General features: G+C 38.4%; 15 protein-coding genes. 13 read left to right on the forward strand and 2 right to left on the reverse strand.

Going from position 1 to position 15,217, the window contains the following annotated elements; genetic code table 11:
* The first annotated feature begins 33 nt into the window (after window positions 1–33).
* From essC to ON01_RS17290, 11 genes are all read left to right on the forward strand, one after another.
* Entirely contained in the window at window positions 34–4,485 is a 4,452-nt protein-coding gene (gene essC / locus ON01_RS17240) for a type VII secretion protein EssC (protein WP_010532267.1), read from the forward strand.
* A gap of 11 nt (window positions 4,486–4,496) precedes the next feature.
* The gene (locus ON01_RS17245) at window positions 4,497–4,910 is read left to right on the forward strand and encodes a YwqH-like family protein (RefSeq protein WP_010532268.1); all 414 of its coding nucleotides are present in this window, start codon (window positions 4,497–4,499) and stop codon (window positions 4,908–4,910) included.
* Window positions 4,911–4,914: 4 nt separating this feature from the next.
* Entirely contained in the window at window positions 4,915–5,220 is a 306-nt protein-coding gene (locus ON01_RS17250; RefSeq protein WP_010532269.1) for a TIGR04197 family type VII secretion effector, read from the forward strand.
* A 15-nt stretch (window positions 5,221–5,235) separates the two neighbouring features.
* Window positions 5,236–6,672: a T7SS effector LXG polymorphic toxin gene (locus ON01_RS19085; RefSeq protein ID WP_010532270.1), complete on the forward strand. Its 1,437-nt coding sequence runs from the start codon at window positions 5,236–5,238 to the stop codon at window positions 6,670–6,672.
* A 14-nt stretch (window positions 6,673–6,686) separates the two neighbouring features.
* Window positions 6,687–7,466 (forward strand): hypothetical protein, encoded by a 780-nt coding sequence (locus ON01_RS17260; protein WP_010532271.1) that lies wholly within the window; start codon window positions 6,687–6,689, stop codon window positions 7,464–7,466.
* Window positions 7,467–7,468: 2 nt separating this feature from the next.
* Entirely contained in the window at window positions 7,469–7,921 is a 453-nt protein-coding gene (locus ON01_RS17265; RefSeq protein WP_010532272.1) for a DUF5085 family protein, read from the forward strand.
* Between the two features lies 1 nt (window position 7,922).
* On the forward strand, window positions 7,923–8,366 hold the full coding sequence (locus tag ON01_RS17270) for a DUF5085 family protein (RefSeq protein WP_010532273.1): 444 nt from the start codon (window positions 7,923–7,925) through the stop codon (window positions 8,364–8,366).
* A gap of 1,494 nt (window positions 8,367–9,860) precedes the next feature.
* Window positions 9,861–10,022, forward strand: a complete 162-nt coding sequence (locus tag ON01_RS19705) for a hypothetical protein (RefSeq protein WP_175284978.1) — start codon at window positions 9,861–9,863, stop codon at window positions 10,020–10,022.
* 694 nt (window positions 10,023–10,716) lie between these two features.
* Window positions 10,717–12,156: an STM3941 family protein gene (locus ON01_RS17280; RefSeq protein WP_010532275.1), complete on the forward strand. Its 1,440-nt coding sequence runs from the start codon at window positions 10,717–10,719 to the stop codon at window positions 12,154–12,156.
* Between the two features lie 267 nt (window positions 12,157–12,423).
* Window positions 12,424–12,612, forward strand: a complete 189-nt coding sequence (locus ON01_RS17285; RefSeq protein ID WP_010532276.1) for a hypothetical protein — start codon at window positions 12,424–12,426, stop codon at window positions 12,610–12,612.
* Window positions 12,599–12,802, forward strand: a complete 204-nt coding sequence (locus ON01_RS17290) for a hypothetical protein (protein ID WP_010532277.1) — start codon at window positions 12,599–12,601, stop codon at window positions 12,800–12,802. The genes ON01_RS17285 and ON01_RS17290 overlap by 14 nt, the downstream gene beginning before the upstream one ends.
* A 61-nt stretch (window positions 12,803–12,863) precedes the next feature.
* Here ON01_RS17290 and ON01_RS17295 read toward each other — a convergent pair whose 3' ends face one another.
* A complete protein-coding gene (locus tag ON01_RS17295; protein ID WP_010532278.1) occupies window positions 12,864–13,133 on the reverse strand; it encodes an SAV0927 family protein in 270 nt (89 codons plus the stop codon).
* A gap of 115 nt (window positions 13,134–13,248) precedes the next feature.
* Between ON01_RS17295 and ON01_RS17300 the strand changes: the two genes are divergently transcribed.
* The gene (locus ON01_RS17300) at window positions 13,249–13,686 is read left to right on the forward strand and encodes a DUF86 domain-containing protein (protein WP_010532279.1); all 438 of its coding nucleotides are present in this window, start codon (window positions 13,249–13,251) and stop codon (window positions 13,684–13,686) included.
* Window positions 13,687–13,702: 16 nt separating this feature from the next.
* Window positions 13,703–14,473: a TIGR01457 family HAD-type hydrolase gene (locus tag ON01_RS17305; RefSeq protein ID WP_010532280.1), complete on the forward strand. Its 771-nt coding sequence runs from the start codon at window positions 13,703–13,705 to the stop codon at window positions 14,471–14,473.
* Window positions 14,474–14,634: 161 nt separating this feature from the next.
* On the opposite strand, the gene ON01_RS17310 is transcribed toward ON01_RS17305, so the two are convergent.
* A complete protein-coding gene (locus ON01_RS17310; RefSeq protein ID WP_010532281.1) occupies window positions 14,635–15,147 on the reverse strand; it encodes a phosphatidylglycerophosphatase A family protein in 513 nt (170 codons plus the stop codon).
* Between the last annotated feature and the right edge of the window lie 70 nt (window positions 15,148–15,217).

Consider the following 15,217-nt stretch of genomic DNA (forward strand, 5'->3'; position numbering starts at 1 on the left):
GCCACTTGACTAGGTGATGAGAGGAAGAAACTGATGGCACAGAAAACACTTATGGTAAGTTACAACGATCAACTGCATAAATGCCATTTTACCGATGGGGCCCCGAAGGAAATGACAGTGGGAAACAACTGGATCGATACGTTGACTTTTTCAGGGATTGGCCAGTCCATATCCATTAAGTGGGATGGAGATGCTTGTTATATTGATGATCAATTACTGAGTACCAATAAGCAATTAACACTGTCAGATGGGGAGCCAATCAACTTTTTTCTGACTGAGCCAACAGAAGTATATATATACGATACTGCTGGGGAGAACACGATAACATTTGGCACAGATAATTATAATGATGTTGGCATTGCGGATACAAATGCCGACATTCTTCTATTCCGGGAGAAAGCACATCAAGGTTTTCAGCTAGAGGTTCATGCAGGCGAAGTCTATCATAATTATTCGCGTACACATGGCGATGTTCACGTAGAAACTGGAGATAAGCTGTTCTTTGATGGCGCAGAGCTGTTGATACGTGAAGAGGACATCCAGATAAGACCCTCAGGAAAAAAGGTCACATCCAAATTAATGCCGCTTGCAGAAACTGATGGTTCGTTCAGTCCGGAATATCCGGATTATCACCGTTCACCCCGGATTATCTACCGGGAGCCGGTGGAAAAGCGAATAATTGCCAAACCAACCAACAAACCATCAAAACCAAGTGAGCAGCTGGCCAGGACGATTGTACCGCCCCTCGTTATGATTGCAGCTCTTGTGATCATTTCGGTCATACAGCCAAGAGGGATTTATATTATCGTGATGCTCGCAATGACTGTGACAACAATCATTTTTTCCATTACGTCTTACATCAAAAGTGTCAGGCAATTTAAAGCTGATATGAAGCACCGTGATAAAACCTATCGTGACTATTTAAAGCGCAAAATGAAGGAATTATATCATGCGACAGAGGAACAGCGTCACGCCTTGGAGTATCACTACCCAAATGTTGAACAAATCCGGCAAATGGTGCTGCAGGTGAATGCACGCATATACGAACAAACGATCTTCCATCATGATTTTTTACATTTCCGAACCGGACTGGGTGATGTAAAAAGAAGTTTTGAGATTGATTTCAATGAAGAAGAGTTCACTCAGGAACAGGATGATTTGGAAGATAAGGCACGGGAGTTATTTTTACAATATCAAGGGTTAACAAAAGTTCCTGTCGTGACATCACTTGTGAATGGTCCCGTTGGCTATATCGGACAGCGGGAACTTGTGCTGGAACAATTGCAGTTACTTGCTATGCAAATAGCGTTGTTTCACAGCTATCATGACGTGCAATTTGTCACCATATTCCCGGAAGACGAAAAGCCGGAATGGGAATGGATGCGCTGGCTGCCACATGCAAGCCTGCAGGACTTGAATGTGCGCGGATTTGTCTACCATGAACGGTCACGGGACCAAATACTTCATTCGATGTATCAAGTATTGAAAGAACGCCAGCATGTACTCGATGAAAAAGAGAACAGTAATGAAAAGACATACTTTTCGCCGCATTACGTGATCTTCATAACGGATGAAAAGCTGATTCTCGATCATACCATTATGGAGTTCTTCAATGAGGACCCAAGTGATCTTGGTGTATCATTGATATTCGTTCAGGATGTCATGGAATCCTTGCCGGAACATGTGACAACGGTCATCGATATCCGTGATCAGAAAAACGGGAATATTGTTTTGGAAGAAGGGGAATTGGTTAATAAAGGATTTGCTCCGGATCATTTCCCAGCTGATTTCGATAAGGAAGATGTTTCAAGGGGACTCGCTCCGCTTAATCATCTGCAGAGTCTGAAAAACTCAATACCGGAAAGTGTTTCCTTCCTGGAAATGTATAACGTTGAAAAAGTGGAAGAACTCGGTATTCAACAGCGGTGGAATCTGAATGAAACATATAAAAGTATGACCGTACCACTCGGTTTACGGGGAAAAGACGATATTGTCCGGCTTAATTTGCATGAGAAAGCACACGGTCCGCACGGCTTAGTTGCTGGTACAACAGGGTCCGGTAAATCAGAAATCATTCAATCTTATATTATTTCGCTTGCCGTTAATTTTCACCCGTATGAAGTGGGCTTTTTATTGATTGACTATAAAGGCGGCGGCATGGCGAATTTATTCAAGAACCTGCCGCATTTGCTTGGAACAATTACAAACCTGGACCGGGCACAATCCTTGCGTGCTCTGACTTCGATTAAAGCGGAACTGAAAAAACGGCAGCGTCTTTTTGGTGAGCATGATGTAAACCATATTAACCAATATCAGAAGTTGTATAAACAGGGCAAGGCAAGTGAACCAATGCCACATCTCTTTTTGATTTCGGATGAATTTGCTGAGTTGAAATCAGAACAGCCTGACTTTATGGATGAACTTGTTTCAACTGCAAGAATCGGCCGTTCACTCGGGATACACCTGATTCTGGCAACTCAGAAGCCAAGCGGTGTTGTTGATGATCAAATTTGGTCAAACTCGAAGTTCAAGCTGGCTCTAAAGGTACAAAATGCAAGTGATTCAAACGAGGTTCTGAAAACTCCGGATGCAGCGGAAATTACGCTGCCAGGCCGTGCTTATTTGCAGGTTGGCAATAATGAGATCTATGAATTGTTCCAAAGTGCATGGAGTGGAGCCGATTACGTTCCTGATAAAGAAGACCATGAATATATCGATACAACCATTTATGCCATTAATGAATTAGGACAATATGATATTTTAACGGAAGATTTAAGCGGATTAGATAAGAAAGAAGAAGTGGAAAGTGTGCCGACAGAATTGGATGCAGTAATCGACTACATACATGATTATACAGAAATGCAGCAGATTGAACCGTTGCCGCGGCCATGGCTCCCGCCGCTGCCTGAGCGGATTTTTGCGAAAGATCTGCATCCGGTTGGGTTTAAGGAATCGTGGGCAGAACCTAAGAAGCCATTGAAAGCAACGATTGGCATGTTGGATCAGCCGGAACTTCAAGCGCAGGAACCGTTCACACTCAATCTGACGAAAGACGGTCATATTGCGGTGTTCTCAAGTCCGGGATACGGGAAATCCACCTTCCTGCAAAGCCTGGCGATTGACCTTATTTATCAGCACAACCCGGAACATTTGCATATTTATTTGCTGGACTTTGGCACAAACGGCTTATTACCGTTGAAAAACATCCCGCATGTAGCAGATACATTATTGCTGGATGAAACCGAAAAAGTCTGGAAATTGATAAGACTGTTATCCAATGCCATTACTGAGCGAAAAGGTAAATTAAGTCAGTATGGGGTTGCCGATATGGCAATGTATGAAAAAGCAAGCGGGAAAACGGTTCCAAATCTCTTAATCACAATTGATAACTATGATTCTGTCAAGGAAGCAGATTTTGGCGATGAGTTTGATAGGATAATCACGCAAATTGCTCGTGAAGGGGCAAGTGTCGGTATTCACTTAGCTATCAGCGCAGGCCGGCAAAATGCCATGCGAATGCCACTTCTATCGAACATCAAACGGCAATTGTCACTGTACTTGATTGATGAGATGGAAGTCCGTTCGATTATTGGTAAGACCGATCTGGAAATCGAGGAAATACCAGGCCGAGGGATTGTTAAATTGGATGACCCGGCACTATTCCAAACAAGTTTGCCTGCTGAAGGTGAAGAGGCACTTGACATTATTGATGAAATCCAGGAACTTGCTAAAGAGATGGAAGACTACTGGGATGGCGGCTTGCCTGACAGAATCCCAATGATGCCTGAAGGAGTCATTGATTTTGAAGCATTCAGGGAAAATAGAAAAACAAGGGATTTGGCTGAGAAAAAGCAGCTTCCGTTGGGTCTTGAATTCGAGGAAGTGACACCACTTGCCTTTGATCCGGTGAAATCCGGTTTCTTGACCGTTGTCAGTGACAGGAAAGATGGGCTTGATAAACTGACGAATGCACTGGCGAAAAATATGACAGTACTTCAAGAGCCTTACCAAACCATGATTATTGATACAGCTGATAAGGCGCTGTCTGACACGGGTGATGTGATGAATGCATATATATCAGAATCAGAAGGTCTGACGGCGATAAAGCGCGATATCATGGCAGAAATTAATAAACGTTTAAACGGTGATGATAATGGAACAAAATGGCTGATTCTCATTAGGGATTTAAAAGATTTTGCTGAAAGAAGTTTTCTGCTGGAAGAGGATTTATCTGTCATATTTGAACAGGGTCCCAATGTAGGCGTTCATTTTATCATCTGTGGTGATTACGGTTATATTGGAACCAGTTTCGAACAGACAGCGAAATTCGTTCGTAAGCTCTCAACTGTGGGATTGATGAGCATGCGACTTGGCGATCAGGATATCTTCAATCAGCCGTTTATCCGAAAAGAAAAATATCCGGATGCGTACGAGTGCTATTACGCAATGGATCATGAACATATCAAACTAAAAGTACCGAGGTGAGGGGGGATTAGATGACGTCACTTAGCACTTTACGTTCGCGAAAGACAACTGTTTTACAGGGGATGGATAATTCGCGAACTCAAATATCCATTTTAGAGGATAAGATTAGTCGATTACAAAAAGCCTCAAGTACACTTTCTAATAACATTTCGCAATTAGAAACCACAAAAAGTACAGTTGATACTATGACTGTTGACGGAAATAGATGGAAAGGTGAGAGTGAGCAAAAATTTGAGGATAACTACAGTGCATACAAGGAAAGTGTAAATGAATATGCTAGGAAAGTAAATGATGCTAAGGAAACCATTGATGAAGATATAAGAAGGTATGGGGAAATGAGAGCTAACTACGTGGCTGGTTTAGACAATTTGGAACACACACTTAATTCTCTTGATAACCAAATTAAAGCAGAAGAAAGGAAATGATTAAATGACAAAAGAGATTGGTATAAATATGGGTGTTTTTAGTTCTAATATTTCTAAACTCAGGTCGTCGGTTTCAGCTTTGGATGGTAGCATTAAAAAAGATTGGACTTATAATAAAACAAATATCAGTCCATTAACGAATGACTTAGAAAATACAATTAGAGCAATGGAACTGTTAAAAAGATATATATCCCTTATGGAAGCAGATATAAATACATTAGAAATTATAGGAGAAAGGTTACAAGAAATAGATGACAGGTTAGGAGATCAGATTGAAAGTATGCCAAATAACCCGCAACCCATACGTTAATTGAGGAGGGATCTAATGGGCCATAAGGTAGATATATCTGAAGTTATTGAGTTTGCAAATGAACTAAAAACAGTATCCAATGACATTAAAACAAATTTAGATCAAGTTATAACAAGTATTGATCAAGTCAAGTCAATGGATACTTTCTCAGGGGAAGCAGCTAATAATGCTAAAACGTACTTTGAAGACTTTCATAAAATAAGTGCTATTGATGTGTTTAAAGAACTATTCACGGATCTCACTGATCATTTAAATAGTCATTTAGAATCATTCAAGTCTAATGTAGACGCAGGTGGATCGGCGATTATTCAAAGCGATTACTTAAGTGATGGGGCAACACAAATAGATATTAATTATCAAAAAATAAGTAGTGTTAATGATAATGTTCAGAGAGCCATAGACACTATATTAGATATTTCAAGTGTAAGTTCACCTGTATTTTATTCTGTAACGGGTGATAAAAGAGATGTAACTGAAAAAATTACAAAGACAGAGGAAAATGTATCTTCTTTTACAAGTGAAGGAAATTATCAAGATTCACAAACAAAAGCTCTTATGCAACGTATTGAACAAACCCTAAATAAAGTGAAATCAACGAATGGTGAAGATAGGTTTACGGATCACAACGTCAGTGTTGCAACAGAAAAATTAAAAGATGCAGCTGCTGTGTCTGCAGCTGGAGTTGTTGGGACAGTTGCCAGTATAGAAATAGCTAGAGCAGCTAAGAACAAGGGATTGAGTGTATCAAAATATGTTAAAAATGGAAAAACCACATACAGAATTAATGCAAGTGAAGCCGCATTAAAAGAGTTAGGTGTTGAACCAGATAAACATGCTCAATATGCTTTAAAACAAAGTACAAAATCAGGTGCAGCAAGAGCTCCCCTGAATTATTACGATAAGAAAACAGGTCGACAGGTGTGGTCTAAGACAGGTCAAAGGGTTATAAAAAGTAACCCTCCCATGCAAGCTTATAATGATAAAGCTTCTAATAAAATGAAATTTAAATCAGTGGGTAAAGCAACTGTAAGTGCTACGAAAAACAGTGTAACAGCAGATTTAAACCCCAAAAATGTCTCAGAGGATTTAAATTCGAAAAATATCAATGGTGTCGCTAAAGGCGTCGGCAAAGGGTTAGGAGTAGCCGGTGTAGGGTTAAATTATTATGCAAATTATAATGACGCCAAAGTAGATGGGCTGACAGGTGAAGAAGCACATACACGTGCTGCAGTAGATACAACGATTGACACTGCAATTGGTGGAGCAGTACAGGCTGGATTCACAGCTGCTGGAACTGCTTTTATTCCAATTCCGGGTGTTGGAACAGCTATAGGAGCTGCAGCGGGAATATTTGCTAATATGGCTTTGAATACTGGGGTCGGTAAAAGTAATAAGTCAGTAATGGATAGGGCAAAAGATGCATTTCATAATTTAACGAGTTGGTTTAGTTAAGGAGAGTCTAAGTGATGTTATTAAATAAATTTAGTGAAAAGGATTTTGCGGTTTTAAGGAGGACTTTCGAATCTGGAAGACAAAGCCCAAGTTCTATGAGTGGAATGTTAATTTTGGCAGTTATTTTGCAGAGTCTTATGTTTTTTTTAATATATGTTGTAGCAGCAGATCGCTCATACTTTCCTAACAAAGAAAGCATATTTGTTATTCATCTAGGGATAACACTGTTACTCATGATACTATCTATTGTATATGCAGTCCCTTCAATTTATATGAAACAACAAAAAGCACAATATTTAATAATAATATTAGTATCGCAAAATTTATTTGGTCTTTTATTATATATAGGTGCACTATTCTTTTTAGGAAAAAATCAAAATATCTCTGTGCAATCTTTATTATTGTTTTCGTCTATTACGCTAATATTCGGGTTATTAGTTTTTATAATAACTGCAGTTCGATTTTTTCTTTTACTAAAAAAGGGGCACTATCGAGAAGGATCCAGAAAAGATGAGAGCAGGAGAAAATTTGAGAAAAACTCTTATATACCTATCGTTACTGTAGGGAGCTTGGGTTTAGTGTATATCATTCAATATTTAATTCGAACATTCGATTTTATTTTTGATCTTGAAATATTTGTAATGGTTTTGTTAGGTGTTGGATTATTTTACGCCATGCTTTTTGTCCTGCCTGAACAACTCGTGATTCTTTATTGTAAATATCGCTTTGAAAGCTTTAATTTTAGTAAAGATGGAAATTTACAACCATTTGGAATAGATAGAAAGGATGCTTAAATATGCAAATAGAAGTACGGTCACTCATTTTTGAAAATCTACTTATTTATAAAACAAAACAATTAAGAGAGGATTGGCAAATGGGGTTTTTTATGATGGAAGACTTTACGCTTGCTGAAGGCATATATAAAAATGGCCCAACTTTTTTTTCAGTAGCACCAGAAAAAGGTGAAAATAAATTTGGTAACTTCACGTATTATTTACCAATTAGCGAACCTGTTATCCTTTCAGATGAAACAGACTTTCAATTTCAAGAACGGTTTCATATTGAAGAAGCATTAGTTTTACGACAGGCGAATGAAACTAATGATTTTCATACTGCATATAAAGAAGTCAAAAAATATGCTAATGAAAATAATATGTTAATAGCTGACACATTTTATTGTGTGTTATTGGATGTATTTGATGAATATATCATTGATTTATATGTGCCTTTACAAGATTGGGGGGGGTAACATGATTGTAGACAATCATTACATAGCTTGCCGATATGTCGCATCAAAATATTACAGTTTTGTTCCAGAAGAAATTGATATTGCGATTAAAGATTTTCAATCAATTTTAGAAAATCATGGTTATCATTCAGATGGAAGAATGTTTTTTTCTATTTTAAGTGATCCAACAGATGAAGTAATGAATGCTGAAATTTTTTTGCCAATTTGGGAAGATCATTTTACTATACAAGATAAGGAACAAGTTAATTTCCATAGCTATTTATTAATTAAGCCAATGATCATGACACGAGTTATAGAAGATTTTGATGAACAATCACAGATAAAATATTGGGAGCTCATTGATTATCTTCAGCGAAATAGATTAAAACAAAGGACCCCGATATTTGTTGAGTTTAAGAATAGCCATTTGGGACGGAAATATATAGAAATGAGTGTTGGATTCTAAATAGGCATTAGATTAGAAAATAAAAGGACTGATAAGCAAAGGAAGAAAAATAGAAATTTCTGCTTTTTAAAGAAATGACTCTATGAATAATCCAACCCTAAGGAAAGGGAACTATATGAGCAATAAGAATGCAAAGACGGCGAAACTATTAACGAAAATAGGTAGTTTCTTATGTATGTTTATGGCAGCCTTTATTGGTTATTAGTATGTTTACACCAGTTGAAATCACAATTAACGGATCCTACACACTTGCGAAGCTGCAGGAATAACAGGGTACCCCGGGCCGTTAACATTTTGACTGTGTATTATTTTTGTCTTGTTTGTCTTAGGAATGTTGGTCTAATAATCAGTAAAAGAGTGAAAGGGAAGTAACAGCAGCTTAGGGATTCATTCTTATAATCATAGGATTCCCGACAATGATTGCAGCAGGAGCGGAATTCTTTTTATTATTGTCGGAGTACAGACCTTTCTGGCAATAAAAGTCCAGGACTTAACTGCTTGAATAAACTGAAACTAGTCGTTAATTTTGTGGGGGTTTATTAGTCTATAAGACGATTAATGGAGGTGACTGTGTGTATTGACTTATTTAATTATTTTCATCCTGATATTAATACCAATCGTGCTATTCATTTTATTTTCAATACTCGGAGCTAAGCTTAGTATAAAGTATTACTATTCGATCACAGCATTAATTGTTTTATTATAACAACTGCTGGTCATTATTATTATTACATATCCCATGATTTGAATTTATTTTCGAACAAGGACTATATCAAGTTCTTTTTGGTTATTTCCCTACTGAGTATGATAGTCATCTTCCTTTTTAATTTGATCAGTCGCTGGCTAAAAAAAGAAAGCGGGTTATCCCTCAAGTGGTTGGCCATTATATTTATATGCATTCTTATCTTTTTTAATTGGCTGATCCCGTTGGGTCATAAAATATTATTATGTACAAAGAGTGGATTTGACGGAAGAAATATTTACAAACGGGGACACGAATAAAGTAATGACAGATGGAGACATCATGATCGGCATGGTTGAATCCCGCATATGATCCACTGTTGCAGCAGATTTACCGGAGTCAGAGTGCATACGATAATTATTTTTACATAAAGAATAACGGGGGCACATCCTACAAAGGAAATATTTATTTCTCGCTTTATAATGAGAACAACGATATTTTCGCAGCGAAGATGATAGAAGATGTGGAAGTCGTTTCAAACTCAATACGGTTATTAGTTGAACGTGAGGATAATGCAATTATGACAGATGAATGGACACAGCTTTCATTCAGTACAAAACAGAAAGTAAAACTTCTGATGCTATGCTATCGAATAATTAATAATAGGTGAAAACGTGTGTCTACAATGGATAAAAATCGTCGGGCAGCATGGGTTCCGTTCGCAAGTCTTCTCACGCTTTGATGTACTTTGATCATACAGAGGGCAGCGTGCGGACGATCAAACTGCCGAAACAATTTACACTCATATATCAATGACTCAATTAACAGTAAAATTAGAACAGCTGAAGAACCGATTATATCAATCATCGGCCAATGAAAGAAAGCCGGATAATAAACGATGGATGGATGAAGACATCGGAGAAATGACCAGACTAAAGTTTAAAAAAGATTACGATATAGATATCGATGTGTAAAACAGGACTTAGCTTTATTAAAAGAACTGACAATACAGTCAGAAGTGTATCAAAGCTTGATCATTGGGTTATAGATGGTTTTTAGGAATTTATTGTGCATGGAATTTATTTTGGAAGGCTTATCAATAACGAATGGCCCTTTTATTTAAGTTCGTAAATTTTTGATGAAAGAACATTGATGAGGGATGCGATGACCAGAACCGGTTTACGACAGATAAATGAAGAGGCAATTGCTATTATCGGTTATTTGTGGAAAGCATACTGGTGAGCACACCTTTCATTACGGATGTGATTGACTGAATTCTATTCATGGCACAGCTGGGGCGTGTTTATCGCACAACAAATACGATCATGAAGGTAGAACCCTCTTTTTGGTCTTTTAATATCGTTTCATAAAGCTTCCTCCTTGGTACATAAGCAGTATAGTAAAATAACACTCTTATTGCCCAAGTTCATTTAGGGGCTTATGAGTTACCTCTTTCAAACTTGTGTTATCAAACAATGGATGCCGGTTATGCTGAACCGATTTACAAGCAAGTCTACCAGATGGGGCAGCAATCCATTATTGACTATAAAGTAGCCTGCCCCTTAACGGATAACATATCATAACGCTTTTCCAACAAATTGTAGTGGCGTTTTAATTGTTTGCGTTATACTGGAGATACTCAGTGATAAGGGTCGTCTGGAGGGTATTATGGAAAGGGAACATTCATTATACTTTTATCCACCAAGGATTAAAAACATTTTTTTACTAATAATGTGCTCGGTCTTTATGGCATTTGGTGTTGTGGTTGGTGGCTTTGCCTTCAACCAAGGGGACTTTTTAATGAGTGGGTTAGGAGCAGCCCTAGCAGTGTTTTTTGGCTTTTTGATCTTTATAATACTTAAAAGGATATTTGGATCGAAACCTTACCTCATTTTAACGGAAGAAACATTAACGATCGGCGCCTCATCCAAGAACGCCGTTCCCCTAAGATGGGAAGATATCGAAGGGTATGATATAAGAAGTATTGGCTTTAATAAAATCATAGAAATCATGTTGCATGATGAAGAAAAATATCGTGACCAGATGTCCAAAGCCGCCGCATGGTTTAATAAAATGAATGATGTGATGAACTATAGATCGTTCGGGATTGGATGGGGGCAGGTTAAGCGTAGGGACCGGAACAGATTGGCGCGTGAATTGGACAGACGTACTTTTGAATCCCGCGAGCCTTTTCATGAACTTTATAATTCCGTGAATGAAGTTGCTACAGCGGAACAAATTCTTAACAGACAACATGGAATCCGCTGGCAAATGAAAGTCGATAAAGAGAGACAAATGGCTCGCAGCCAAGTGAACGGTAAATATCTGTTACAATCGTATGGCATCAGTCTGCTTCTGACGGGTGTTGCGTTTCTCATGTTTTATTGGTCAGATGATGATGGAAGTACACCTATGCTTGTCGTCTCGTTTATCTTGTATCCTTTCGCAAAAGTGATATGGGATGTTCTGTTGGGATTCCGACTTAGGTATAAAATGGACAAAGATGAGTCGTCTGTTTCCATGTTTTTTTACAGATTCATATTTTTCATTCACATATTACTATATCTTTTCAGTCTTGTTATTGCGCCATTTGGCATTCTTTATTATATTTTTATAGCCATCCGTCATCAAGCCATGAAAAGAAGAAGTGGAGTAGATACAAAACCCTCAAGTAAAAGGTCATTTTCTATGCGTTTTGTCATTTTTCCACTGAATGTTTTCGTTATGCAGGTGCTTGCCTTTATTCTGCTCGCCCTGGAAATCGAGAACTTTCTAGTATTAGCAGCCCTTATGTTATACGGTGTGACTTTTTCTGTTTATGTCGCTTTTTATCCTGACAATAGAAGTTACTTTTCAAGTCTGGTTGCGTATTTATGGCGAATCGGCATTTGTTTTTTGATTCAATCTTTTGTGTTCTCATGGAACGTGAAAGACGAGTATACCGAAACTGTTGCTTTATTTCTACTTTCGCTTCCACTGTTTTTGCTGCCAAGTTACCTCTTTTATTTATGGGGGAAGGGAAGTTTGCGTCGGCTGGTGTATCGTCTGTTCAATAAAAGTCAAGATGAACTTTCTTGTGAGGCGGTGCAGATATACAAGGAGGAATAAGGGCTTTTACAAATTGGATATTATCGCTTCGATCTTATTCTTCGTTGGTTTTATTGGGATGTTGGTATCATTCACTTAACTAATGTGAGGCAGTGATGTGTCTATAAAGGGGAAAAAGGCAGACTGCTTGGATGCGTCGAAATTGTGAACGTTCTGGTACTATGCGGGACAAGTGTTCGGTTGTAAAGTACTACCATTTTAACTCCAAGACAGCTATGATATACATACAACAAAAATAGATTAGTAGAAATCACAAGGAGGTTATACATGAAACATGTTAGATGGATTATTTTATTGATGGCTGTTATAACACTTGTTTTGAATGGCTGTTCCAATGATACCGCATCTAGTGATGGACAGGAGAAAGAAGAAGACCCTGACATCCCTGAAGCTGCTGATAACGCTGAAGAGATGGCAGATGAAGGTCCAGGAAAGTTTTTACATGGATGCTATTGAACGAATTCAGGAATCAGGGAAAATCAGTGAAGAATCAGCCGATGAATTGCAGACATTGATTGATGAGCGCCAAGAAAAACTATCGAAATTTAATGATGTAAAAAGGGAGAACCTCAGAAGTGAAATTGAGGAAGAAAGGCAAAAAGCGATTGATATGATTGAAGAACAGAGAGAAAAATCGAATGAGTAAGTCAATTAATTCAAGCAATCCCCCCCGAAAGATGTTTATTGTCCATCTCTCCGGGACTTTTTTATAACACTTCCCGTAAAAATTCCCGTATTTCATCAGCTTCTATTTCAGATTCATGAAAAACATGTTCGATATGTCCTCTTTCAGAGAGTTCTTCTTCTCCCAAGACAGCAAAGCGATTTTCCTGTAAATGGATTACGGTATACTTGTCAGGGTGATCTTCATTTTTCATAAATGCAAAATCATAGCGTTTCAGCTTGCTCATGAAACTTATATATCTGATCTCCTTTGTCACAACTTCGTCTTTCAAGTAATCAAATTTATTCTCCATTTATAAGACCTCCTGATTTAGGATATTTTCAATTCCCTGGGAAAAGAACAGCTTCCATGTCGCCTTAACCTGCAAATGTGGTATCATGTATTTAGAAAGATATGGAGGGTTAGTGATGTATTTTGTTGATCGAAAAAAGATTGAAGAAACACTACAATATATGGATAAACTGTTGCAGGAAGTCAGCAAACACTCATTTGATACATTTGCAGACAAGCTGTACCTTGAACGCACCGTACATATGGTAATTGAATCAACGCTTGATGTCGGGAATATGATGATTGATGGTTTTATTATGCGCGATCCGGGCAGTTTTGATGACATTATTGATATATTGATTGATGAAAATGTTATTCCTGAAAACGAAGAAGCGGATTACAAAGCGATTATTCAGTTGCGGAAAATGGTAGTTAAGGAATACCTGCAGATTGATCATCAAGTGCTGGCTAATACGTTCCTGAACCATATAGATACATTGAATCTTTTCAGTTCACATATCAGAAATTATTTGGATAACGAACTTGGCGTTGCTAATGCCTTTACCAATGAATAGCGGGTGACATGAAGATATGAATCGTTACAGTGCTTATTTAATTGACTTGGACGGAACAATGTATTGGGGCGATAAGCCAATTGAGTTTGGAGCCGAATTTGTTGATATGTTGACCGCCAAAGATATTCCATACCTGTTTCTGACAAACAATTCCTCCAAAACACAAAAACAGGTTTCCGATAAATTACAGAAAATGGGCATCCGTTCTACGCCTAAACATGTTTTCACTTCGAGTATGGCAACGGCCAAATACATTATGCAGATGAAAAATAATGCTCGCTGTTTTGTTATTGGTGAAGAGGGTTTGCGTGATGCCCTGGAAAGGGAAGGGCATACGATTACCGAGGAGAATTGTGATGTCATCGTGTTTGGCATTGACAGAGAGGTCAACTATGAAAAACTGTCCAAAGCTTGTCGGGCTGTACGCAATGGGGCTGCATTCATTTCGACAAATGCTGATGTGGCTCTTCCGACAGGACGCGGGCTAGAGCCCGGCAATGGTGCGCTTACATCAGTGGTCACAGTCAGCACTGGTGTGAACCCTACATTTATTGGAAAACCAGAATCCATCATTATGGAGCAGGCCCTTGAACAGTTTGGAACATCGAAAGCTGAGACATTGATGGTGGGCGATAATTATCACACAGACATTATGGCTGGCATTAATGCTGGTATTGATACGCTGATGGTGTTTACCGGTGTAACGCCGCAAACTGACTTACCAGGTTTTGAAAAAAAGCCCACGTATCATGCACACAGTTTAAAAGAATGGATTAATTTTATTTAAATATTAGAAGAGCAGGAACATGAGCAGAACAGGCAAGAACATCAGCAGAAGAAGTTATAAAAGGAGCAACGCAGACTTATCGGCGTTGCTCTTTATAGCTTTCGGTTCGGTGACTTTATTGATATACAGCTGGAAAGGATGTGCGGGAGAGAACAGCCTTGTCAGTCATCGAGTAATTCATCGTCTGCTGCGGCATGCGCGAGCCGGCTGGACGCTGCGGCGGCAATCGCACCGACAATATCATCGAGAAAAGTGTGGCACTCGCCAGTCGATTTATCATTCAGGTGTTTCAATATGCCCGGTTTTTGTTTGTCGATATAGCCATAGTTCGTAAATCCAATCGATCCATATACATTGACGATCGAAAAAGCGACAATTTCATCGATTCCGTACAAACTTTCATCGATTTCAACTGTCCGCTGAAGAGGCTCATCAAGTTTCTTATCCTCTGCCAGCTTATCCACCTGAATGCCGGTTAAAATGGCATTCTGAACTTCCCGCTTTCCCAGCACCTGCTCAACGTTGAACTGACAGTCATCCATACTTAGATCATTATGATAATCTGCCTGCAGATAATATACGAGATCTGCAATATCTTCTATAGTGACACCGCGTTCTATGAGCCATTCCCGTGCTTTAATTTCTAATTTGGTTTTATTCGTATTGTTATCCATTGTTATCACCTTTTCATTTATTTAGTTAAAACAGAGCATTTGCAAACATATATATTAAAGTAATAAGACA

The organism is Lentibacillus jeotgali (assembly GCF_000224785.1).
Classification (GTDB): Bacteria; Bacillota; Bacilli; order Bacillales; family Amphibacillaceae; genus Lentibacillus; species Lentibacillus jeotgali.